The organism is Gordonia polyisoprenivorans NBRC 16320 = JCM 10675, from assembly GCF_000241325.1.
GTDB classification, from domain to species: Bacteria; Actinomycetota; Actinomycetes; order Mycobacteriales; family Mycobacteriaceae; genus Gordonia; species Gordonia polyisoprenivorans.
In genome coordinates this window covers 1-21,453 of the sequence record NZ_BAEI01000001.1, presented here as the reverse complement: position 1 = coordinate 21,453, position 21,453 = coordinate 1, and the positions used below count along the sequence as shown (strand labels likewise).

Annotated in this window: 24 protein-coding genes; 13 read left to right on the top strand and 11 right to left on the bottom strand. The window is 69.3% G+C overall.

What is annotated here, in order from left to right:
- Positions 1-45: 45 nt before the first annotated feature.
- Positions 46-351: a hypothetical protein gene (locus GOPIP_RS00120; RefSeq protein ID WP_035726750.1), complete on the bottom strand. Its 306-nt coding sequence runs from the start codon at positions 349-351 to the stop codon at positions 46-48.
- Between GOPIP_RS00120 and GOPIP_RS00115 the strand changes: the two genes are divergently transcribed.
- Complete coding sequence (locus GOPIP_RS00115; RefSeq protein WP_006367441.1) at positions 344-1,099, top strand: neutral zinc metallopeptidase; 756 nt, start codon at positions 344-346, stop codon at positions 1,097-1,099. The genes GOPIP_RS00120 and GOPIP_RS00115 overlap by 8 nt on opposite strands.
- A 28-nt stretch (positions 1,100-1,127) precedes the next feature.
- On the opposite strand, the gene GOPIP_RS00110 is transcribed toward GOPIP_RS00115, so the two are convergent.
- Genes GOPIP_RS00110 through GOPIP_RS00100 form a run of 3 tightly spaced genes read right to left on the bottom strand, consistent with a single transcriptional unit; the run spans position 1,128 to position 3,683 of the window.
- The gene (locus GOPIP_RS00110) at positions 1,128-1,808 is read right to left on the bottom strand and encodes a Maf family protein (protein ID WP_006367440.1); all 681 of its coding nucleotides are present in this window, start codon (positions 1,806-1,808) and stop codon (positions 1,128-1,130) included.
- A 4-nt stretch (positions 1,809-1,812) separates the two neighbouring features.
- On the bottom strand, positions 1,813-2,058 hold the full coding sequence (locus tag GOPIP_RS00105) for an acyl-CoA carboxylase subunit epsilon (RefSeq protein WP_006367439.1): 246 nt from the start codon (positions 2,056-2,058) through the stop codon (positions 1,813-1,815).
- Positions 2,055-3,683, bottom strand: a complete 1,629-nt coding sequence (locus tag GOPIP_RS00100) for an acyl-CoA carboxylase subunit beta (protein WP_014359583.1) — start codon at positions 3,681-3,683, stop codon at positions 2,055-2,057. Before GOPIP_RS00100 ends, GOPIP_RS00105 begins: the two co-directional genes overlap by 4 nt.
- 121 nt (positions 3,684-3,804) lie before the next feature.
- Here GOPIP_RS00100 and GOPIP_RS00095 point away from each other — a divergent pair, with 121 nt between their 5' ends.
- The gene (locus GOPIP_RS00095) at positions 3,805-4,632 is read left to right on the top strand and encodes a biotin--[acetyl-CoA-carboxylase] ligase (RefSeq protein ID WP_014359584.1); all 828 of its coding nucleotides are present in this window, start codon (positions 3,805-3,807) and stop codon (positions 4,630-4,632) included.
- A gap of 24 nt (positions 4,633-4,656) precedes the next feature.
- Here the strand turns inward: GOPIP_RS00095 and GOPIP_RS00090 are convergent, their stop codons facing one another.
- Positions 4,657-5,283, bottom strand: a complete 627-nt coding sequence (locus GOPIP_RS00090) for a hypothetical protein (protein ID WP_006367436.1) — start codon at positions 5,281-5,283, stop codon at positions 4,657-4,659.
- Positions 5,284-5,441: 158 nt separating this feature from the next.
- Here GOPIP_RS00090 and GOPIP_RS00085 point away from each other — a divergent pair, with 158 nt between their 5' ends.
- The 3 genes from GOPIP_RS00085 to GOPIP_RS00075 are packed head-to-tail and all read left to right on the top strand — an operon-like array spanning position 5,442 to position 8,082.
- Positions 5,442-6,053, top strand: a complete 612-nt coding sequence (locus GOPIP_RS00085; protein ID WP_014359586.1) for a PH domain-containing protein — start codon at positions 5,442-5,444, stop codon at positions 6,051-6,053.
- The gene (locus GOPIP_RS00080; protein WP_026920209.1) at positions 6,050-6,727 is read left to right on the top strand and encodes a response regulator transcription factor; all 678 of its coding nucleotides are present in this window, start codon (positions 6,050-6,052) and stop codon (positions 6,725-6,727) included. The genes GOPIP_RS00085 and GOPIP_RS00080 overlap by 4 nt, the downstream gene beginning before the upstream one ends.
- 14 nt (positions 6,728-6,741) lie before the next feature.
- Positions 6,742-8,082, top strand: coding sequence for a sensor histidine kinase (locus tag GOPIP_RS00075; RefSeq protein ID WP_006367433.1), 1,341 nt, complete (start codon positions 6,742-6,744; stop codon positions 8,080-8,082).
- On the opposite strand, the gene GOPIP_RS00070 is transcribed toward GOPIP_RS00075, so the two are convergent.
- Positions 8,054-8,614, bottom strand: coding sequence for a GtrA family protein (locus GOPIP_RS00070; protein ID WP_006367432.1), 561 nt, complete (start codon positions 8,612-8,614; stop codon positions 8,054-8,056). The genes GOPIP_RS00075 and GOPIP_RS00070 overlap by 29 nt on opposite strands.
- Positions 8,615-8,692: 78 nt before the next feature.
- On the opposite strand from GOPIP_RS00070, the gene GOPIP_RS00065 reads away from it, so the two are divergent.
- Positions 8,693-9,991: a 5-(carboxyamino)imidazole ribonucleotide synthase gene (locus GOPIP_RS00065; RefSeq protein ID WP_020171683.1), complete on the top strand. Its 1,299-nt coding sequence runs from the start codon at positions 8,693-8,695 to the stop codon at positions 9,989-9,991.
- Positions 9,991-10,560, top strand: coding sequence for a 5-(carboxyamino)imidazole ribonucleotide mutase (gene purE / locus GOPIP_RS00060; protein ID WP_006367430.1), 570 nt, complete (start codon positions 9,991-9,993; stop codon positions 10,558-10,560). The genes GOPIP_RS00065 and purE overlap by 1 nt, the downstream gene beginning before the upstream one ends.
- A gap of 19 nt (positions 10,561-10,579) precedes the next feature.
- Here purE and GOPIP_RS00055 read toward each other — a convergent pair whose 3' ends face one another.
- From GOPIP_RS00055 to GOPIP_RS00040, 4 genes are all read right to left on the bottom strand, one after another.
- A complete protein-coding gene (locus GOPIP_RS00055; protein ID WP_006367429.1) occupies positions 10,580-11,422 on the bottom strand; it encodes a dienelactone hydrolase family protein in 843 nt (280 codons plus the stop codon).
- Positions 11,419-11,793 (bottom strand): nitroreductase family deazaflavin-dependent oxidoreductase, encoded by a 375-nt coding sequence (locus GOPIP_RS00050; protein ID WP_006367428.1) that lies wholly within the window; start codon positions 11,791-11,793, stop codon positions 11,419-11,421. The genes GOPIP_RS00055 and GOPIP_RS00050 overlap by 4 nt, the downstream gene beginning before the upstream one ends.
- Positions 11,794-11,873: 80 nt before the next feature.
- The gene (locus tag GOPIP_RS00045) at positions 11,874-12,587 is read right to left on the bottom strand and encodes a TIGR03089 family protein (protein WP_006367427.1); all 714 of its coding nucleotides are present in this window, start codon (positions 12,585-12,587) and stop codon (positions 11,874-11,876) included.
- Positions 12,588-12,643: 56 nt separating this feature from the next.
- Positions 12,644-14,701, bottom strand: coding sequence for an LCP family protein (locus GOPIP_RS00040; protein ID WP_240524189.1), 2,058 nt, complete (start codon positions 14,699-14,701; stop codon positions 12,644-12,646).
- Positions 14,702-14,954: 253 nt separating this feature from the next.
- Between GOPIP_RS00040 and GOPIP_RS00035 the strand changes: the two genes are divergently transcribed.
- From GOPIP_RS00035 to manB, 3 genes are all read left to right on the top strand, one after another.
- Entirely contained in the window at positions 14,955-15,968 is a 1,014-nt protein-coding gene (locus GOPIP_RS00035) for an SDR family oxidoreductase (protein WP_006367424.1), read from the top strand.
- A gap of 71 nt (positions 15,969-16,039) precedes the next feature.
- A complete protein-coding gene (locus tag GOPIP_RS00030; protein ID WP_170320156.1) occupies positions 16,040-16,939 on the top strand; it encodes a glycosyltransferase family 2 protein in 900 nt (299 codons plus the stop codon).
- Between the two features lie 56 nt (positions 16,940-16,995).
- Positions 16,996-18,066 carry a mannose-1-phosphate guanylyltransferase gene (gene manB / locus GOPIP_RS00025; RefSeq protein WP_231387033.1) on the top strand — a complete coding sequence of 357 codons (1,071 nt, stop codon included), beginning with the start codon at positions 16,996-16,998 and terminating at the stop codon, positions 18,064-18,066.
- Between the two features lie 94 nt (positions 18,067-18,160).
- Here the strand turns inward: manB and GOPIP_RS00020 are convergent, their stop codons facing one another.
- Positions 18,161-18,811, bottom strand: a complete 651-nt coding sequence (locus GOPIP_RS00020) for an O-methyltransferase (protein ID WP_014359594.1) — start codon at positions 18,809-18,811, stop codon at positions 18,161-18,163.
- A 250-nt stretch (positions 18,812-19,061) separates the two neighbouring features.
- Here GOPIP_RS00020 and sigE point away from each other — a divergent pair, with 250 nt between their 5' ends.
- The 3 genes from sigE to GOPIP_RS00005 form a co-directional block, all read left to right on the top strand.
- Complete coding sequence (gene sigE / locus GOPIP_RS00015; RefSeq protein WP_006367420.1) at positions 19,062-19,667, top strand: RNA polymerase sigma factor SigE; 606 nt, start codon at positions 19,062-19,064, stop codon at positions 19,665-19,667.
- Positions 19,668-19,824: 157 nt separating this feature from the next.
- Entirely contained in the window at positions 19,825-20,400 is a 576-nt protein-coding gene (locus GOPIP_RS00010; RefSeq protein WP_006367419.1) for a hypothetical protein, read from the top strand.
- 3 nt (positions 20,401-20,403) lie between these two features.
- Positions 20,404-21,453, top strand: a 1,050-nt coding sequence (locus tag GOPIP_RS00005) for a S1C family serine protease (protein WP_006367418.1), incomplete at its 3' end; no start/stop codon positions are given.

Below are 21,453 nucleotides of genomic sequence, written 5' to 3'. Positions count from 1 at the left end.
AGAGCCTACCCAGTGGCGACGACACGCGTGCGCACAAGCCGGGTGTCATTCGTCTGGTGACAAGAACGTGGCGTCCCACGCCGGAATTGCTACGTTCGTCGCCATGATCCGCCCTGGGGTGTCACGGAGCCGGCTGCGCGCCATCGTGACCGTGTTGCTCGTCGCCGCGTCGATCGTCGCGTTCGCTTCCTGCTCGGGGGACCGGGGTCCACGGGGCACGACGACCTCGACCCCGGAGTCGTCGAGGTCCGGCAGTCCCACGGCCTCGTCGCCGGCGAGTACCCCGTCGGCGAGCGGAGCCGTCCCCGGGCGCTGCACGCCGAGCCGGTGTCCGGGTCTGCCGGTGCCCACGGCTGAGCTGATGACCGGTGCCATCACCCGCGACAACGCGCCACAGAAGGTCTCCGGCTACCTGACCTCGGTCCTCGACGATCTCGACAGCACGTGGACACCGTGGTTCCGCGAACTCGGGTGGGGTGACCCCGCACCGGGGCGCGTGCTGGTCGAGGCCGGTGACACCTACCGGTCCGGCTGCGAGGACGCCGACGGCGCGATCGTCGTGACCTCCGATACGCCCAACGCATTCTTCTGTGGTGTGGACAAGGCCCGTGACGGTGGCGGAACGCGGGTCGAGGGATCGGTGATCCTGCCCGTCGAGGCGTTCGTCGGGATCTGGACCGGCACGTTCCTGGTTCAGGGGCCGCTGGATTCGATCGGTGGGTTCCAGGGTGAGTTCACCGCGGCGACGGTGGTCGCACACGAGTACGGACATACGGTCGTCGATCGGATCGTTCGCGCCGGTCACCTGCCGGACTCGCGGGGGCCGCGGGGGGAGAACTCCGAACTCATCGCCGACTGTCTCGCCGGGAACTGGGCGGCGACGGTACTGCGGCGAGATGAGCTGTCGGTCACCGACATCGTGCAGGCGGTGACCCTGATCCAGAAGATCGGCGATCCGGAACCGGGACAGGGTCACGGCACCTCGACGCAGCGGATCGCGGCGATCTCGCGAGGGTTCTTCGGTCGGTCGGTCAACGGTGGCGGTCAGGGACAACCGATCGGGTGCCTGACCGAGTACTGGCCGGAGGAGTTCGGCTGAGGCCTCGGCGAGAGCCGGTCGCCGGTACTCACCAGAGTTCCGCGACGCCGATCCCGACCCGTCGTAACAGTCGGCGCACCGTGGGCAGTCCGATTCCGATCACCGAGGACGGATCGCCGTCGATGGCGTCGACAAACCAGCCGCCGAGGCCGTCGAGGGTGAAACCACCGGCGACCTCCAGCGGCTCGCCGGTGGCCACATAGGAGTCGATCTCCGCGTCGTCGACATCGGCGAAATCGATGGTGGTCGAGGCGGTTTCCGACGCCGATGCGACGACGTCGAGTCCGCTCACCACGGCGAGGTGGTGTCCGGTGAGCAACTGCGCGGATTGGCCGCGGACCCGCTTCCACTGGTCGATCGCCACGTCGGGCGTATGCGGTTTGCCGGTGAGCGCACCTCGGAACAGCAGCATCGAGTCGCAGGTCAGCACCACCGTGTCGGGTATTGAACCATCCTGTGCCGCAGCCGATTCCGGGCCGCCGCGTTCGGCGATCAGGGTGGCGACGACCGCGTCGGACTTGGCCATCGCCAGACGTGCGACGACGTCGGTCGGCGGTACCCCGGCCAGGTCCTCGAGTACGGCGTCCTCGTCGACGTCGGAGACCAGCACGCGCGGATGCACTCCGGCGCGGGTCAGGACCGCCAGGCGGGCAGGAGAGGCCGAACCGAGGACGACGTCGAATCGACGAGTGCTACCGGCGGGGTTCACCCGATCAGTATCGCAAGTTGGTGAAGCTGCCCGGCCCACCCCACTGCGGGCGGAGCCGATCGATCGCGCTGCCCCAGTCGTCGCGGATCGCGGGGGTCTGCTCCCCGCCGCCACTGCCGGAGGCCGCGGCGGCGAGAACGGCGACCAACGCGGCCACGTCCTCGTCGGTCGGGTTGCCGCGCACGACGGTGAGGAACGGCTTCGCCGGGGCTCCCGCGTTCTGTGCTCCGGTCTGCTCTGCGCCGCTCACAGCGGGATGTTCCCGTGCTTCTTGGGCGGCAGGGTGACCATCTTGCGCTCGAGCAGGCGCAGTGCGGTGGCGATCTGACCGCGGGTGTGGCTCGGCGGGATCACCGCGTCGACGTAGCCGCGTTCGGCCGCGACGTACGGGTTCACCAGGGTGTCCTCGTATTCCTGCTGGAGTTCGAGGCGCAACGCGTCGACGTCCTCGCCGTTGGCCTCGGCCTCCTTGAGGCGGCCGCGATAGACGAAGCCGACGGCGCCGGAGGCACCCATCACGGCGATCTGCGCGGTGGGCCAGGCGAGATTGACGTCAGCGCCCATGTGCTTGGACCCCATCACGTCGTAGGCGCCGCCGTAGGCCTTGCGGGTGATGATCGTGATCTTGCCGACGGTGGCCTCACCGTAGGCGTAGAGCAGTTTGGCGCCGCGGCGGATGATGCCGTTGTATTCCTGATCGGTGCCGGGCAGGAAGCCCGGAACGTCGACGAGGGTGACGATCGGGATGTTGAAGGCGTCGCAGGTCCGCACGAACCGGGCGGCCTTCTCCGAGGCATTGATGTCGAGGCAGCCGGCGAACTGGGTCGGCTGGTTGGCCACGATGCCGACGCTGCGTCCGTCGACGCGTCCGAAACCGATGATGATGTTCGTCGCGCGCTCGGCCTGGACCTCGAGGAACTCGTCGTCGTCGAGGATGCGGCGGATGACCTCGTGCATGTCGTAGGGCTGATTCGGCGAATCCGGGATCAGCGTGTCGAGTTCGAGGTCCTCGTCGGTGAGGGTGTCCTCGATGGACCCGGCGGCCGGCGCGGCGACCGGCAGTCGGGGTGCGTCGGCCCGGTTGTTGCTCGGCAGGTAGCCCAGCAACTCCTTGACGTAATCGAGCGCGTCCTCCTCGTCGGAGGCGACGTAGTGGGCCACACCGGATTTCGTCATGTGGGTGTTGGCTCCACCGAGATCCTCCATGGTGACGTCCTCGCCGGTGACGGTCTTGATGACGTCGGGGCCGGTGACGAACATCTGGCTGGTCTGGTCGACCATCACCACGAAGTCGGTCAGCGCCGGGGAGTACACGTGGCCGCCCGCCGCGGCGCCCATGATCAGTGAGATCTGCGGGATGACCCCCGAGGCACGCACGTTGCGGTGGAAGATCTCGCCGTAGAGACCGAGCGAGACCACGCCCTCCTGGATGCGGGCGCCCGCACCCTCGTTGATGCCGATCAGCGGACGACCGGTCTTGATCGCGAGATCCATCACCTTGACGATCTTCTCGCCGTACACCTCGCCGAGGCTCCCGCCGAAAACGGTGACGTCCTGGGAGAACACGCAGACCTCGCGGCCGTCGATGGTGCCGTAACCGGTGACCACGCCGTCGCCGAGCGGTCGGCGTTCGGCGAGCCCGAAGTTGGTGCTGCGGTGGCGGGCGAGTGCGTCGAGTTCGACGAACGAGCCGTCGTCGAGCAGATGGGTGATGCGCTCGCGGGCGGTGAGCTTGCCCCGCGAGTGGATCTTCTCGACCGCGGCCTCGCCGACCGGATGCTGGGTCTCGGAGAGTCGCTGACGCAGATCGGCGAGCTTTCCGGCCGTCGTGTGAATGTCTGGCGCGGCGCCGGAATCGGACGAAGCAGTGGTCATGAACGTCGATGCTAGCCAGATCGTGGCGCGCTCCGTCAACTGCCCCAATGTGAGAGATTCCTCATGTTTCCGAGCGATCGGTCGGCTACCTGCGGTGATGTGCGTCTCAGTCGTAGGCTCAGTGGTCATGAACACTCCAGCGACGTCTCCCGTGCACGGTCTGCAGTCGGCCATCGACGCCCGGACCCCCGATCTCGCCCACACCATCTGGCGACGCGTCGAGGTGGTCGATTCGACCGGTTCGACCAATGCCGACCTCGCCGCGCGCGCCGACGAGTCCGATCTCGTGGGCACGGTGCGCATCACCACCGACCAGACCGCCGGGCGCGGACGTCGGGCGCGGACCTGGTCGGCGCCCGCCGGAGCTCAGCTCGCCATCTCGGCGGTGGTGCCGGTGGGTGCGCACACCGAACAGTTGGGCTGGCTGTCGCTGACGACCGGGATCGCGACCGCAACCGCGATCGAACGGCACAGCGGTCTGCGACCGGTGCTCAAGTGGCCCAACGACGTCCTGATCGACGACCGCAAGATCGCGGGCATCCTCGCCGAGTACGTGACCTCCACCGACGGTGGCGTCGTCGTCGTGGGCACCGGACTCAACACCAACCTGACCTCCGATGACCTGCCCGTTCCGACGGCAACCAGCCTGCGGATCGAAACCGGACGCGAACTCGCCGCCGACGACCTGGCCGGTCTGGCCATCGAGTACCTGCGCGCCCTGGACGAGCAGGGGTGGCCCGACCGACTCGACGCGATCGCCGAGACCTACCGGCAGCGCTGCGACACCCTGGGGCGTCGGGTGCGGCTTCTGCTACCCGGCGACACCGAGATCGTCGGTCAGGCCGTCGATGTCGACGACAACGGGCGCATCGTGATCGAACGCGATGGGGGAGAACGCTTCACCGCGGCGGCGGGCGACGTGGTGCATCTGCGGCCCGTCGCGGACTGAGCGCGTGCGCCGGCGTACACGCAGTCAGCGGGTACTACGGGATTTGTGGCCCATCGCCGGTACGAGCGAGAAGATCGGCAACCCGATCACCAGGTGCATCACCGCGGTTCCCAGGCCCACCGAGAACTGCGCCGAGAGCACGAGCGGAATGATCACCGCGGCGGCGATCAGCAGGCCGACCACCCACCGGAAGAACTGGTCCGGCGACGGCGTGATGACCTGCAGCACGTACCACAGGGCGCCGGCGGCCAGAGCGGTGAGGAAGCCGACGATCGCGAACCAGAACTCGTCCTGCGCGACCGGATTCCACACCCCGAACTTGCCCGCGGCATTCACCCGCTCGACGATCGCCCGAATGATCCAGGCGACCAGCCAGGCGGCCAGGCCGGTGACGACGCCGGTCATCACGATGCCGCCGACGAACATCCCGACGTTGATGTCGGGGCCGATGGTGCGGCGCGGGCGCGCGGGCCGGCCCGGGGGCTGCTGCGCGTAGCCGGGGTCCTGGTAGCCGCTGTTCTGATAGCCCGGCCCCGCATGGCCCGGGTCCTGGTAGTACGTCGGATCCTGTTGGCTGTAGGCACGCGACTCCGGCGCGTATCCGGGTTCGTACTTCGCGGTGCGGGGATCCCGGGGATCGCGATAGGTCATGAAAGCTCCTGAACCTCTCGTCGCTGTGGTCTGCGTCATTCTACCGAGATCGGACAGGGCTCGAGCATGACCGCGTCGAGCGGGCCGGGTCAACAGGCGGCGCCGGGAGCGCCGGCGAGCGGGCCGGGTCAACAGCCGCTCGGCCTATGCTTGCTGCCATGGCATATCCGCGGGAGAACCTCGCACCCGGTGAGCGGATCGTCCTGCACCGACATCCGCACTGGAAGTGTCTGCTCGGTCCGTTCCTGTTGTTCATCCTCGCGACCGCGATCGGCGGCCTGCTCGCCGGGCTGGTGAGTGCGTCGTCGTTGACCGGGACCGGTGCCCTGATCGCCTACGTCGCCGTGGCGGTGCTCTGGGCGGCCGCGACGATCTGGTTCTTCCTGCGGCCCTTGATCTCCTGGAAGACCACGCATTTCGTGCTGACCGACCGCCGGGTGATCTTCCGGCACGGCATCCTCACACGATCGGGGATCGACATCCCGATCCGACGGATCAACACCGTCGAGTTCCGGCACGGGCCGATCGACCGGTTGTTGCGCACCGGGACATTGCTCATCGAATCGGCCTCCGACGAGCCGTTGGCGTTCGACGACATCCCCCAGGTCGAGCGTGTGCACGCGCTGCTCTACCACGAGGTGCTCGAGGTGACCGACGATCCGGATCCCGACGACGAACGCTTCGATCACGACGATCGGGTGGGCGCCGCCGATGCGGGCGCGACCCACGGCAACGAGGCCGGACATGGCAGATGGGGGCGACGGCGATGACCGATGTGTTGTTGGCCGAGGACGATGCGGCCATCGCCGAACCGTTGGCCCGGGCGCTGGCGCGCGAGGGATACGGCTGCGAGGTCGTGGGCACCGGAACGCAGGCCCTCGAACGGGTCGCCGACGGCCGGTTCGAACTACTCATCCTCGATCTCGGTCTGCCCGAGATCGACGGACTCGAGGTGTGCCGGCGGGTACGGGTCGAACAGCCCGAACTCGCGGTACTGATGTTGACCGCCCGGACCGACGAGGTGGACTTCGTGGTGGGGCTCGACGCCGGCGCCGACGACTACGTCGGCAAACCCTTCCGGCTCGCCGAGTTGCTCGCGAGGGTGCGAGCACTGTTGCGCCGCAGCCAGACTCCCGACGACGTCGTCCTCGAGGGTGGCGATCTACGGTTGGATGCCCGGGCGCGTCGGGCGACGCTCAACGGCACCGACCTGGTGTTGGCGAACCGCGAGTTCGACCTGCTTCGGTTCCTGATGGAACGAGCCGGTCAGGTCGTCGGCCGCGACGAGATCCTCACGGAGGTATGGGGTTCGGCGGATCTGCGGTCGTCGAAGACCCTCGACATGCACATCTCCTGGCTGCGTCGCAAGATCGGCGACGACCGGCACGACCGCCCGCGCCACATCGTCACCGTGCGTGGTGTCGGTTTCCGTTTCGATCCGTAGCCCGCGATCGATCCATGCGCCGTCGCATCCTGTACACGATGATCGCCATGTTGTTGGCGGTCGGTGCCGCACTGGGCATTCCGCTGTCGGTGATCGCGTGGTGGTGGGTCGCCGACAGCGCCCACCAGACCCTCGACAGCCGGCTCAAGTCGATCTCGGATCAACTCATCCGGACCGACGACGGGCGCGACGCGACGCTCGATCCCGCGCTGCTGGATTCGCCGCCGCTGCGGTCGCTGATCCCCGATCAGGGCCGTCTGATCCTGACCTACGTGGCTCCCGACGGGCACTCGGCCACCCGCGCCGTGGGGGCCGAGATCGACGGTGCGACGATCTCGGACTCCATCGGGCTCGGTGATGCCGGATCGCTGATCCTGGAGATCCCCCGCAACGACGTCCGCGGTGATCAGCTCGCCGCGGTCGGCATCGTCACGATCGTGGTGGCCTCGTCGCTGGCCGCGGGCACCGTCGTCGCGGCGGTCACCGCGGGACGAATCGCCGACCCGGTCATCGACCTCGCCCATCGGGCCACGGCGATGGCGCGCGGCGATTTCCGCTCGGAATGGCGGACGTACGGGATCGTCGAACTCGACCGGGTCTCGCGAGCGCTCGGCGACGCGAACACCGAGATCGCGTTGCGTCTCGAACGCGAGGGCGAGATCGTCGGCGACGTGTCCCATCAGCTGCGCAGCCGGCTCACCGCGATCCAATTGCGTCTCGACGAGCTGTCGTTGCACGACGATCCGGCGGTCGTCGGGGAGGCCGAGGCCGCCCTCGATCAGGTCGAGCGGCTCTCCGGTGAGCTCGACGAGATGGTCGCGGCATCCCGTGACGACCCGGCCCCGATGCAGTCGATCGATGTCACCGAGTTGCTGACGCGGCTCGTCGGTGACTTCGAGAATGCCTTCGCCGCCCAGGGCCGCGAGGTGACCGTCGCCTTCAGCGGGCCGGTGTGCGCGTTGAGCGCCCAGCCCGGGCGGCTGCGTGAGGCGGTCAGCGTCCTGGTAGACAATGCCCTGCAGCACGGCGCCGGGCAATGCCGGATCGACGTCGGAGAGCTCGCCGGCGACATGGTGCGCATCACGGTCGCCGACGAGGGCAAGGGCGTCGCCGACGACATCGCCCAGTCGATCTTCCGACGCGGTTTCTCCGCGGGCAGCGGCACCGGCCGGGCGGGAACGGGCGTGGGGCTGTCGCTGGCGCGGGCGTTGGTCGAGGCCGACGGCGGACGCCTCGAACTCGCGCATCGCCGTCCGCCGGTGTTCTCGATCGTGGTGCCCTCGGCGGCACAGGGGTCGGAGACCGCCGACGGATCAGGCGGTCACCTCAGGCATGACCGAGTTCCTCATCGTTGAGTTCCTCGGCGTTCGGATGCAGGTCGGTGGATCCGGCGTCGCCGCCGCGGAGGTTCTCCTCGGGAAAGGCGAATCGTCGCAGCGCCCAGAAGCGGAACGCCATCTGCAGCACGTTGCCGATGAGGAAGCCGAGGACGAAGTCGACGACGACGAGTTCGGTGGTCGACAGATTGGCCCGGATGTCGAAGAGGTTGTTGGCCACCCACAGTGGCGCGGCCTGCAGGACGACGCCGATGCCGCTGATGACGAAGAACAGGAAGGCCTCGTGCGCGCGTTCACGCCCGCCGCGGTTCTTGAATGCCCATTCACGGTTGAGGATGTAGCTGAGGATGGTGGCGAGTACGCCCGAGATGATCTTGGCGATGACGGGCTTGGTCTCGAGGATGGTGAGCGTCAGGGTGTAGAAGATGGCCGCATCGAACACGAAGGTGGTGCCACCGACGAGCGCGAACTTGATGAGTTCGTGGTGTCGCATGAGCTGGTGCCGGACGGGCTCGGGCAGGCGGGCCACCACGTCATCGATGAACGGCACAAGAGTCGAGTGTAGGACTCGGGGCGGCCGGTGACTTCTCCCGGTCGGTCATGCATCGGACATGGCAGGCGTGCCACGATGGACCGCGTGAGCTCATCCGACGGTGGCGCTGCCGACGATCTCGGCGCGCCGAGGACCCCTCCCGCTCCTGGTTCCGCGCGTGCCGGCGGCACCTTCGCCGGTATGCCGACGGTCACCATGATCGGCGGTGGACAGCTGGCACGGATGACCCATCAGGCGGCCATCGCGCTCGGTCAGTGCCTGCGTGTCCTCGCGGCCGGTCCCGACGATCCGGCCGCGCAGGTCAGTGCCGACGTGGTGCTGGGATCGCACGACGACCTCGACGATCTGCGCCGCGCCGCCGCGGGTGCGGTGGCGTTGACCTTCGACCACGAGGGCGTCCCGCTGGCACACCTGCAGGCGCTCGAGGCCGATGGCGTGTCGGTGCTGCCGCCGTCGAAGGCGCTGCATTTCGCCCAGGACAAGCAGGCGATGCGCGTCCGGCTGTCGGAGCTGGGACTGCCGGTACCCGACTTCGCGGATCTGGCAGGCGATCTCGGGTTGGCGCGTGGCCGTCTCATCGACTTCGGTGACCGGCACGACTGGTCGATCGTGCTCAAGGCGGTCCGTGGTGGATACGACGGTCGCGGGGTGTGGATTCTCGACGACCGGGACGCCGCGTTGGCGGTCTTCGACGAGCAGTTCGATGCCGGGGTGGATCTGATCGCCGAGCAGAAGGTGGCCATGCGTCGCGAGTTGTCGGCGATGATCGCCCGATCGCCGTTCGGCCAGGGCGCTGCGTGGCCGGTGGTGGAGACCATCCAGCGCAAGGGGCAGTGCGCGGTGGTGCTGGCGCCCGCACCAGATCTCGACCCCGACCTCGCCGCGGCGGCGCAGGAGATGGCGCTGCGGCTGGCACGCGAACTCGGGGTGGTCGGGGTGATGGCGATGGAGTTGTTCGAGACCACCGAAGGCACGCTGCTGGTCAACGAACTCGCGATGCGTCCGCACAACAGCGGCCACTGGACCATGGACGGGGCGGTCACCTCGCAGTTCGAACAGCATCTGCGCGCGGTGTGTGACTATCCGCTCGGCGACACCGCCCCGAGCGCGCCGTTGACCGTGATGGCCAACATTCTCGGCGCGCCGGATGCGCCGTCGATGTCGATGGACGAGCGGCTTCATCACCTGATGGCGCGGATGCCGGACGCGAAGGTGCACCTGTACGGCAAGGGGGAGCGGGCGGATCGCAAGATCGGGCATGTGAATATCGTCGGGGCACGCGACGACGACCTCGCGACGGTTCGGGAGCGTGCCGAGCGGGCGGCGCACTGGATGTCGCACGCGGTGTGGACCGACGGATGGGAAGGGCACTGATGAGCGAGCAGACCGAGAGCGGGGCGCAGGTCGACGACACCCGGGCCGACGACGCCCGGGCGGATGTGCACCGCGCCCGGGTGGGCCTGATCATGGGCAGCGACTCCGATTGGCCGACAATGCAACTCGCTGCCGAAGCGCTCGCCGAGTTCGACGTGCCGTTCGAGGTGGGCGTGGTCTCGGCGCACCGCACCCCGCAGCGGATGCTCGACTATGCGACCGGTGCCGCCGACGCCGGCATCGAGGTGATCATCGCCGGCGCCGGTGGTGCCGCGCACCTGCCGGGCATGGTCGCCGCCGCGACCCCGCTGCCGGTGATCGGTGTGCCGGTGCCGCTGCGTCATCTCGACGGACTCGATTCGTTGCTGTCGATCGTGCAGATGCCGGCGGGTGTGCCGGTGGCGACGGTGTCGATCGGCGGCGCCCGTAATGCGGGGCTGCTCGCGGTCCGCATCCTCGGGGCCGCCGATGCCGCCCTGCGCGCACGGATGTCGGCGTTCCAGTCCGGTCTCGAGCAAATGGTCCTCGACAAGGACGCCGCCCTGCGTCAGAAGCTGCTGGGCGACTGATACGCGGGGTCCGGGCGTCTCAGCCCGGGGATTCCGGACCCCGCTCGAGTTGCAGTCGGCGGGTGAGGAAGTCGAGAACCTGGTCGAGGGCATCGCGGGTCGGCGCTCCGGGTTCGTCGACGAGATCGATGGTGAGTGCCGCGTGCGGCGTCGGCATCGGCGACTCCGGGTTGGCCGCGGAGTCCGGCAATTCGATCGAGATGAACGCATCGCCGAGTAGGCGTCGCAGGTTCTCGAATCGTGATGGTGGGGACATCCGGTCGCCCTCGAAACGCACCCCCATCACCTGTAGTCCGGCCGCACAGCGGGTGGCGACGGTGGCGAGGTCGGCGTCGGAGACGTCGATCGAGCGAGCCCGGCGGGGCGTGATCGCGAACGGCAGTGACGGTTGGGCCAGCACCGGGGCGAGCAGTCGCTCGTCGGTGGCCATGCCGAGGGCGAATCCGCCGGTGAAACACATCCCGATCGCGCCGACCCCGACGCCGCCGCAGCGCCGGTGCTCGTCGGCGGCGAGCGCGCGGAGCCAGTCGACGATCGGTGAGGTCTTTCCGGTCGCGAGGACCGAGAACTCCCGGGAGATGCACGCCTTGGCGATGGTCCCGACCATTTCCGTTGCGGCCCTGAGGGTTCCGCGTGCGTCGGGGGAGGGGTCCCGACCGTCGACGCCGTACACCGACGGCATCACCGCGGTCGCACCGATGTTGGCGACGCGCCGCGCGAAATCTGCCACATCCGGGGAGATGCCCGGGATCTCGGCGATGATGATCACCGCCGGACCGGTGCCCTTGCGATACACCCGCCGCGTCGTGCCGAGGTAGGTCTCGTCGGCTACCGAGAAGTCGTCGAGCGAATCGTCGGTCATGCCGGCTCCAGGGTGCCGATGAGGACCCACGCGAACGCCGACGCGAACGGACGCGCACCACGGACGACGTCGGGGGAATCCGCCGGGATGATCCGGGGCCGCACCAGATGGAAATGCTTCCCGCGCCGGGTGATGTCGCAGCCGCCGGCGGCGAGGACGTTACGCACCCAGTCGGTATCGCGTCCGTAGGCCAGCACGACGGCGAGGGTGTCGCCGCCGGCCCAGGCAAGCACCGGCGTTCGATAGCGACGCCCGGAGCTCCGTCCGGTGTGCTCGACCATTGCCCACGGCGCCAGGTGCGGCGCCCACAGGCGCTGGATCGGGTTGGTGAGGCGTTTGTTGACACGGGCCAGGGTGGCGGGCAGCTCCATGAGACCACTGTGCCGTATGGCATGAGAACGCTGTGCCGTATGGCATGAGAACGCTGTGCCGTATGGCGGGCACGCGTGTGTCAGGTCAGGACGACCCCGGCGCGTTCGGTGGTGGCGCGCGCAGACTGGTCGCCGTCCGGGTTGGCCACCCACACGAGCCCGGCGCCCACCGACAGCGGTGCCAGGAAATGGTCGACGATGCCGGTGGCGCTGGCCCATTCGAGGGTGGAGAGCACCCGGCCGCCGGGCGTGATGCCGGCGCCGGCGGCGGCCGCGTGCGCGGCGTCGAGCACCTCGGTTGTGGTGCGGCCGTCCAGGGCGCCACCGGCATGAGCCGGTCCGGCGAACTGATCGCCGTGGATGCGTACGCGGGTGCCGTAGTCGGACACACCGGGCGGGAGGCCGGGGACCGGCATGGCGAACGGGTCGAGTGGCGCGACGATCAGGTCTTCGACATCGGGATGGGCGTCGACGTGGTCTCGATCGGTGAAGCCGACCGTGGCATCGCCGAACAGGTCGGCCTCGGCGCGGGTGTGCACCTCGGCGCCGGCCCACCAGCAGCCGAGCAGGATGCCCGCGGTCTGCCAATGTTCGGGAAGGTCGACGATGACGGGATCGCCGGGCTCGAGCAGCACTTCGTCGACGAGGAGGTTGGCGGTCTTGGCCGCCCAGTTACCCAGGGTCGCCCAGCTGAGCTCGGTGCGTTCGCCGGTGGCGTCGTCGTAGAAGGTCAGTGCGGGACGCGAGTGGTCGTCGATACCACCGAAGACGGCGGCGGTGATGGTGGCGGTCATCGGTTCATTGTCTCGTCGGGCGCGGCCGACGAGATCGACGGGTCACCGACGGCCGGTCAGTTGACACACATCGGGCCGTCGGAGCCGGCGGTGATCGCCGAACTCGGTGCCGGCGTCGCGGTGCCGCCACCCGCGGATCCGCCGGAGTCGTCGCCGCCCGAGCCGCCGCCGATGTCGGAGACCGAGCCGGGACCGCTGTAGGTGTTGGTGAGCACGGCCCGCAACTCGTGGTCGCCGAGCGTCGGATCGGCTGCGACGGTCAGTCCGCCGAGATCCTTGGCGAGCAGACGCGCACCGGGATCGTCGGCCGACTTCGCGAAGATCACCGAATCGCGCTCGTTGCCCGGATCGCTGAGGAGCTTGCCCGCCTGATAACCCTTGGCGGTCAGGATGCCCGAGACGTTCTTGGCCAGTCCGTCCACCGTGCCGGCGTTGTTGACGTCGACGGTGTACTCGGGGCGTCCGGTATTGCGGGAGGGATCGAGCAGAGAACTGGTGTAGGCCCGGACCTTCGCCGGGTCGACGGTGACCACACTCTGCTGCCCGTCGTCGCTCCACCCGTGGTCGTCGACGATGGGGATCGTCGCGAACTTCACCCGACCGCCGCTGAGATCCTTGAGTTGCTCGGCGAAGGTCAGGACATCCCAGTCATCGTCGATGACCACCGACCGCGATACCGCGGCCTGCAACTGGTTGAGCTTGGTCGGGTCGGTCAGGGTGCCGGCCGACAAGATCTTCTGGGTCAGTGAGGCCATGTACGCCTGCTGGCGGGTGATCCGGTCGAGGTCGCCGCGCGGGAGGTCGTGGCGCTGCCGGACGAAGCTCAATGCCTGTGGGCCGTTGAGGGTTTGGCGTCCGGCGGGGAAGTGGGCGCCCGAGAACGGTTCGTTCACCGGGTTCTTGAGGCAGACGTCCACGCCGCCGACGGCGTTGGTGAGCAGCACGAAGCCGAGCAGGCCGACCTCGGCGTAGTGGTCGACGTGCACGCCGGTGAGATTTGCGACGGTGTCGATCAGTGCCTCACGGCCGGCCTGGGTGCCCTCCCGTTCGGCCTGCGCCTCGCTCTGCCCGGCCTCGACGGCCTTGCGCCGCACGCCTTCTCGGGTGGTGCCGTAGGCCGCGTTGATCTTGCTCATCCCGATTCCCGGGACGTCGACGTAGGAGTCGCGGGGAATGGAGATCGCCGTTGCCGACGACCCGTCGTTGGGGACCCGGATCAGCAGGATGGTGTCGGTGTTGGTGGAGATGTCGTCGCCCGAGCGCAGCCACCGTAATTCCTGGGCCGAGAGCGGGTTGCCCTTGGCGTCGGTGCGCGAGTCGGTGCCGACCAGCAGGATGTCGGTGGCGCCGTCGTCGGCGCCACCGAGCGCGAGGCCGCCGAGTCGGGTGATGTCGGACTCGAGGTTGTTGATGCTGCTCCAGGCGTATCCGGTGCACACCAGCACGATCACCGAGAGCACCGCGATCAGCCCGCGGGCCGCCGCGCGTCCACCCCGCCAGCCCGACAGCACCCCGCCCCCGCGCGGAGGCGCCGGCGGCGGCCCGGGTGTCTCCGGTTCGACCAATGCGTCGGGTGCGGCAGCGGCGGTTGTCCTCGCGGACGGCTTGGGGGCGGGTCGGTCGGCACCGGTCGGGCGGGGCTTGCGTCGGACCGGTTGCTTGGGTGCGGATCCCTTGTTGTGAGCGGAGTCCTTCTTGGGTGCGGGGTTCCCGGGTGCCGCGGCCGCCGACGCATCACCGGCCGCGCGTTGCGCGTTCGGCTTCGGCTGTGCATTCGGCTTCGCCGCCGGGCGCCCCTGCGCCGGGCGCTGTCCCGGTGGACGCCGCCGACGCGGCCGTTCAGCGGACCCGCTGTGGTTGCCGTCGACCGAATCGTTTGCGCGCGTGTGGATCTCGCCGGATGACCGTTGCTGCGGGCCCCGTACGCGATCCGGATCCGCCGGGCGCCTGCGTCGCGTGCCCTCGGCTCGCGGTGCGCGTTCGGCGTGCTCGCCACGCGGAGGTCGGGGACGTTCGGACGCCGACTCGTCGGTCCGGGGGCGGCGCGCGCGGGCCTCGTCGCCACGCGTGTGACCGGCCGGTCGTCTACGCGCACCATCGGGGCGGGAGTCCACGAGTGGGCAGTCCTTTACGGTCGTGGCTGCCGTCGTGCGGGGCAGCAGTTGCCTGAGTGCCAGGCGTTTCTGATGTGGTTTACGTCCGCCAAGGCTACTGAAGGTGGTGGTGAACTCGGCGTCGCACACGCCGAGCGATCGCGGACGGTCGAGCGTTCTCGCCGGACACCGAACGAGTGGTGATCGCCACACTCACCGCCGGTGCGCGTGCGCCGGAGTGGTGGCACGAGCGCGAGCCGGGCACACTGACCGCGTGCGCAGCGATTCCGGGATAGATCCGCGGCCGGCCGAACCGATCGGTACGGTCTGGCTGCTCGGCGCCGCGGGACAACTCGGCACCGCGCTGCGCGCGCAGGCCGGTGCGGACATCGCGCTTGTGCCGCTCACCTCCGCCGACGTCGACCTCGCGGATGCCTCCTCGATCCGCTCCGCACTCGCCGGGGTTCGCGAAGGTGACGTCGTCCTCAATACCGCGGCCTACACCGCCGTCGATCAGGCCGAATCCGAACCCGAGAAGGCCGCAGCGGTCAACGCCGTCGCACCCGGGATCCTCGCCGAGATCACCGCGGCCTCCTCTGCGTGGCTCATCCACGTCTCCACCGACTACGTGTTCGCCGGCACCGGCATGCGTGCGCAACCCCTCGAGCCCGACGACACCGAGCCCGACGACACCGAGCCCGACGACACCGAGCCCGACGACACCGAGCCCGACGACACCGGCCCCGAGTCCACGCCGCCGAGCGTGTACGGCGCCACCAAACTCGCCGGTGAACGCGCCGTGCTCGCTGCCGACCCGTCGTCGACGATCGTGCGGACCGCGTGGGTCTACACCGGCGGCCCCGACAGCCCGGACTTCGTCGGCACGATGCGTCGCCTTGAGCAGAGCCGCGACACGGTCTCCGTCGTCGACGATCAGGTCGGCTCGCCCACCTACGCTCCCGACCTCGCCGCCGGACTCTGGGAGCTGACACGCCACGGCCACCGCACGCCCGTCGCCGGGGCGATCCTGCACGCCACCAATGCCGGCGCCGTCACCTGGTACGCGGTGGCGCGCGCGGTGTTCGCAGGTGTCGGCGCCGACCCGGACCGGGTCCGGCCGTGCACCACCGCCGAATTCCCGCGGCCCGCACCGCGCCCCGCCTACTCGGTGCTCTCACCGCGCTCGTGGCGCCACGCCGGGCTCACCCCGCTGCGCGAGTGGTCGGTCGCCCTGGCCGATGCCCTGGACGTCGACGCCGCTCGAACCGGCACTGTGCAGGCGCGGTGACCTCGACCACAGCGGGCGCCGCACAGCCCGGACGAATGGGACGGACCCCGACGGTTGGCTACGCTGACCCGGTGACCTCGAAGCTGGCCGTGGTGACGGTGACCTATTGGTCGGGCGACCACCTGCAGACCTTCCTGCGGAGTCTGGCGCACGCCACCTCCTCTTCGCCGCGGGTGGTGATCGCCGACAACGGGTCCGGCGACGGCGCCCCCGAGGCCGCCGAGCGCGAGCACGCCAACGTCACCCTGATCCACAGCGGCGGCAACGTCGGGTACGGGGGAGGCATCAACCGAGCGGTCGCCGAACTCGACGACGACGTCGAATTCGTGATGATCGCCAACCCGGACGTCGAATGGTCACCGGGATCGATCGACGAGCTCGTCGCCGCGGCGGCGCGGTGGCCGCGCGCGGGTGCACTCGGTCCCCTCATCCGTGAGCCCGACGGCTCGGTTTACCCGTCCGCGCGGCGCGTCCCCGACCTCGTCTCGGGCACCGGGCACGCACTCCTCGGTGGCATCTGGAAGTCCAACCCGTGGACCGCTGCCTATCGCGCCGACGACATCGAGCCCAGTGAACGTCCGGTCGGCTGGCTGTCCGGATCGTGCCTACTGGTGCGCCGCACCGCTTTCGACGAGATCTCCGGATTCGACGAGCGCTATTTCATGTACATGGAAGACGTCGACCTCGGCGACCGACTCGGTCGCGCCGGCTGGCTCAACGTCTACGTGCCCGGGGCAGAGGTCGTCCACACCAAGGGCCACAGCGCCGACAAACGTCCCGAGGCGATGCTGCCCGCCCACCATCGCAGTGCCTACCGCTTCCAGGCCGACCGTCATCCAGGGGTGTTGCAGGCGCCGCTGCGATGGGCATTACGGGCCGGGCTGGCGGTGCGGTCACGTCTGGCCGTACGCGCCGCAGCGCGCACCACGTCGTCCCACGATCATCCACATTCGGAGAGGAACACCCCGTGATGCAGTTCTCGGTGAACAACCCCGCGGTCAGCGCCGACGATGTGCCCGACATCGACATGTCCGATGTGCAGGCTGTCGTACTCGTCGGCGGCAAGGGCACACGCCTGCGTCCGCTCACCCTCTCGGCGCCCAAGCCGATGCTGCCGACGGCGGGACTGCCGTTCCTCACCCACCTGCTCTCGCGCATCCGCAAGGCCGGCATCCGCGACGTCGTGCTCGGGACGTCGTTCAAGGCCCACGTGTTCTCCGAGTACTACGGTGACGGCTCCAAACTCGACCTCAACATGCGGTACGTCACCGAAGAGGAGCCGCTGGGCACCGGTGGCGGTATCCGCAACGTGCTCCCCGAACTGACGGCGTCGACGATCGTGGTGTTCAACGGTGACGTCCTCGGCGGCACCGACGTCCGCCACGTCGTGGCCACCCACCGCGAGTCCGACGCCGACGTCACCCTGCACCTCGTGCGGGTCTCCGACCCCCGCGCCTTCGGATCCGTGCCCACCGACGAGACCGGCCGCGTCACCGCCTTCCTGGAGAAGACCCAGGACCCGCCGACCGACCAGATCAACGCGGGCACCTACGTTTTCCGCCGCTCGGTCATCGAGGACATCCCCGCCGGTCGCGAGGTGTCGGTCGAACGCGAGGTGTTTCCCGGCCTGCTCGCCGAGGGCCGGCACATCCACGCCTACGTCGACCACGCCTACTGGCGCGACATGGGAACCCCCGAGGACTTCGTCCGCGGCTCGGCCGACCTCGTCCGCGGCATCGCGCCGTCACCGGCCCTCGGTGATCGCCACGGCGAATCCCTGGTCCACGAGGGTGCCGGCGTCGCGCCGGGAGCAGTGCTCATCGGCGGAACGGTCGTCGGCCGCGGCGCCGAGATCGGTCCCCGCGCCCGACTCGACGGTGCCGTCGTCTTCGACGGAGCCGTCATCGAGGCCGGCGCGGTCGTCGAACGCAGCATCGTCGGCTTCGGTGCCCGCATCGGCCCCCGCGCCCTCATCCGCGACACCGTCATCGGCGACGGCGCCGAGGTCGGCGCCCGCTGCGAATTGCTGCGCGGAGCGCGGGTATGGCCCGGCGTCCAGATCCCCGACGGCGGTCTGCGCTTCTCGACCGACGTCTGACAACCCGCCGCGGTCATCTCATCGCGACTTCGCCGCGGTCATGTCATCGCGACTTCGCCGCGGTCATGTCATCGCGACTTCGCCGCGGTCACATTCATCGCGACTTCGCCGCGGCGAGCACCCCGGGGCCCAACGGGATCACCACCGGCAACAACCGGTCGTCGTCGGCCACCAACATCGCGGCCTCGCGGGCCGCAGCGGTCATCGGGTCGGTGCGCGCCGGATCGGCGACCGCACCCTGGGCTGCCGCGTCGTGGATGACCAGCATCCCGCCGGGCCGCAGCATCCGCACCGACTCGGTCACGAACCGGGGCATGTCCAGCCGCGGTCCGTCGATGAACACCAGGTCGTAAGAGCTGTCCGACAGTCGCGGCAACACATCACGCGGCGTGCCGTTGATCAGCCGCGTCCGACCCGGCGCGATGTCGGCGCCGGCGAACGACGCCCGCGCGGCCTGATGGTGTTCGAGCTCGGGGTCGATCGTGGTCAGCACCCCGTCGGTGGCCATTCCGGCCAACAACCACAGCCCGCTCACCCCGGTACCGGTGCCGATCTCGGCGACCGCATGCGCATCGACTGCTCGGGCGAGTACCGCAAGCAATGCGCCGACCGACGGACTCACCGGAATCGCGCCGAGTTCGATCCCGCGGGCACGCGCGGCGACCAGTGCGTCGTCCTCCACGATCGCCGACTCGGCGTAGTCGATCAGTGCCACCCGCGGGTCGCTCGGCTGGGTATCGGTCATGCTCGCAAGGTTAGACATGCCCGGTGCAAAGAGCCGACGGCACGCCCGGATTGCCGTATCGCACCTCGGGGTTTGCTTCCTCAGACAACACTCAGGGCCCTCATACGGCGACCACACCACGATGGGAGAGGGTGAGGGCATCGAATCGGATACAGGGGGGAATACCACCACCCGGTGTCCGGTTCAGTATGGTGAATCCATCCGGCGTCACCGCGATGATGGTTTGTGAGAAGGGAACCGGCCACCCACGATGAGCGACCACGAGGCGTCCGCAGACATTGCCCCCGGCGGAACCGCGGGATTCGATGCCACCGGAAACGACATGCTCATGCCGTCCTGGGACGAGTTGGTCCGCGAGCATGCCGACCGCGTCTACCGGCTCGCCTACCGGCTGTCCGGTAATCAGCACGACGCCGAGGACCTCACCCAGGAGACCTTCATCCGGGTCTTCCGGTCGCTGTCGAACTATCGCCCGGGAACGTTCGAGGGCTGGCTGCACCGCATCACCACCAATCTCTTCCTCGACATGGTGCGCCGGCGCAACAAGATCCGCATGGAGGCACTGCCCGAGGAATACGATCGCGTGCCCGCCGACACACCCGACCCGCAGCAGATCTACGCGGATGCGAACCTCGACGGCGATCTGCAGGCCGCCCTGGACTCGTTGAGTCCCGAGTTCCGTGCCGCCGTCGTCCTGTGTGACATCGAAGGGTTGTCGTACGAGGAGATCGCCGCGACCCTCGGGGTCAAGCTCGGCACCGTGCGCAGTCGCATCCACCGCGGACGTCAGACCATCCGCGACTTCCTCCTCGCCCGTGGCCACAGCGACCGCCGCTCGGTCGCGGTCGGTCACTGAGTCCAACGTCGACATCGGCCGCACCGAGGACCATCGAGGACCCACATCGACGTGACGTCCGCCGGGAACCCCACCGACCGCGCAATCGTTGGGACTTTCGGTAGGCTGGGGCGTCGTCCCCGCCGAAAGCCGGGGTCACGACGGGGGAGAAGGGGTGATGAACACGATGATGGACGGCTCACAACGACGGCCGGACGCGAGTGCCGCGACCGATCGGCTCGAGCACCCGGACAATCTCCGCCGACGCCGCGCCTGGAATCCGGCGGCCTGGACGCCCGCGCGATCCTCCTTCACCCCGAACCGCCGGCCGAGCGCTCCGCGGGACCGGCGATTCGCCCCCACCGAGCACCTCGCACCCGAGGCGGTCGCCGCCTACGTCGACGAAGAACTCGGTATGACCGCCCACATGCGTGCCACCCACCACCTGGCCCTGTGCCCGGAATGCGTCGCCGCCGTCGAGGCCCAGACCGCAGCCCGTACCCGCTTGCGCTCCTCGGGCACCATGCCCATCCCGACCGGTTTGTTGGGCCAACTCAGTCAGATCCCGACTCGCGAGTTCGACATGACCGATCATCGCGACCCGACACGACCGGTCGACGGCGCCGAGCGCGGCGCTTCCCGCCGCACTCAACCCGGCCGCGTGCCCACCGGTGAGCCGACGCCCATGCCCGGCCACAACTCGCCCGGTCACGACTCGAACCGGGGTCGCATGCAGCGCTGGCGGGGCCGCTGACACGTGGATTCCGACGCCTCTCAGCCAGACGCCTCCCAGCCCAAGTCCTCCCAGCCCGACTCCTCCCCGACACCCGAATCCCCGACACCCGCAGCCCCGAGAACCGAAGCACGTCCGAGCACGCCCGCCACGCAGTGGTCGGCGCCGGCGGCCGACGAGGCCGGTGGCGCGCCCGGTAGCGGCCCCGGGAGTGACAAGGCCTCGCGCGTTGTCCGGCATGCACCGGTCTCACCGGCGACGGCCCAGGTCTTCGGTCGCCCCTCCGGCGTAGCAGGCTCCTTCGCGCCCGGCGCGGCGGTACCCGACCGTCCCGCACCCGCCGTCGGTCCGCCGGATCCGGTTCTCGCCGAGGCCTTCGGACGTCCTGACGGTAGTGACGAGACCTTGCAGCGCGACCCGCTGGCCACCTACGGCACTCCCGACGAACCCGCACCGCCGGCCGACCCGTGGCGCGATCCGGAGAGCCCGGCGACGCTGGCCCGGCCTGCGGTCGCCGAATCCGCACCCGCGAATCCCAGCGCCCCCGGCCCCAAGCTGGGCATCCGCGAGGTCCTGCTCGGCCGTCGGATCGCGTGGCACGCGCTGGCGGCGCTGGCCGTGATCGCGCTGCTGATCGGCGTCGTCGGTGGACTGATGGGCAGGTTCACCGCGGAGGTCGCGGCCCCGCTCAACAGCAATACCGTCGAACTGTCGACCCAGGGTGACGACAACGGCGACGCACCGCGGTCGTCGGTGGCCCGGGTGGCGCAGGCCGTGGAGAAGTCGGTCGTCGCCGTCGACGTGCGACTGTCCAATGGATCGGCCACCGGGTCGGGCTTCGTCATCGATCGCAACGGCTACATCCTCACCAACAACCACGTCATCTCACTCGCCGCGTCCGACCGGACCGCCAAACTCGAGGTCGTCTTCTCCGACCGCAACCGGGTGCCCGCCCGCATCGTCGGACGTGACCCGAAGACCGATGTGGCCGTGCTCAAGGTCGACAACGTCGACAACCTCACCGTCGCCCAACTCGGCGATTCCAACGACCTCCAGATCGGCGAGGAGGTCGTG

Bases quoted from the DNA above. Each gene is read 5' to 3' on its own strand.
- GOPIP_RS00100 (WP_014359583.1), bottom strand. From the start codon at position 3,683: ATGACCACTGCTTCGTCCGATTCCGGCGCCGCGCCAGACATTCACACG.
- GOPIP_RS00090 (WP_006367436.1), bottom strand. From the start codon at position 5,283: ATGACCTATCGCGATCCCCGGGATCCCCGCACCGCGAAGTACGAACCC.
- GOPIP_RS00085 (WP_014359586.1), top strand. From the start codon at position 5,442: ATGGCATATCCGCGGGAGAACCTCGCACCCGGTGAGCGGATCGTCCTG.
- GOPIP_RS00080 (WP_026920209.1), top strand. From the start codon at position 6,050: ATGACCGATGTGTTGTTGGCCGAGGACGATGCGGCCATCGCCGAACCG.
- GOPIP_RS00075 (WP_006367433.1), top strand. From the start codon at position 6,742: ATGCGCCGTCGCATCCTGTACACGATGATCGCCATGTTGTTGGCGGTC.
- GOPIP_RS00065 (WP_020171683.1), top strand. From the start codon at position 8,693: ATGGACCGCGTGAGCTCATCCGACGGTGGCGCTGCCGACGATCTCGGC.
- purE (WP_006367430.1), top strand. From the start codon at position 9,991: ATGAGCGAGCAGACCGAGAGCGGGGCGCAGGTCGACGACACCCGGGCC.
- GOPIP_RS00055 (WP_006367429.1), bottom strand. From the start codon at position 11,422: ATGACCGACGATTCGCTCGACGACTTCTCGGTAGCCGACGAGACCTAC.
- GOPIP_RS00050 (WP_006367428.1), bottom strand. From the start codon at position 11,793: ATGGAGCTGCCCGCCACCCTGGCCCGTGTCAACAAACGCCTCACCAAC.
- GOPIP_RS00045 (WP_006367427.1), bottom strand. From the start codon at position 12,587: ATGACCGCCACCATCACCGCCGCCGTCTTCGGTGGTATCGACGACCAC.
- manB (WP_231387033.1), top strand. From the start codon at position 16,996: ATGTCCGATGTGCAGGCTGTCGTACTCGTCGGCGGCAAGGGCACACGC.
- GOPIP_RS00020 (WP_014359594.1), bottom strand. From the start codon at position 18,811: ATGACCGATACCCAGCCGAGCGACCCGCGGGTGGCACTGATCGACTAC.
- sigE (WP_006367420.1), top strand. From the start codon at position 19,062: ATGAGCGACCACGAGGCGTCCGCAGACATTGCCCCCGGCGGAACCGCG.
- GOPIP_RS00010 (WP_006367419.1), top strand. From the start codon at position 19,825: ATGAACACGATGATGGACGGCTCACAACGACGGCCGGACGCGAGTGCC.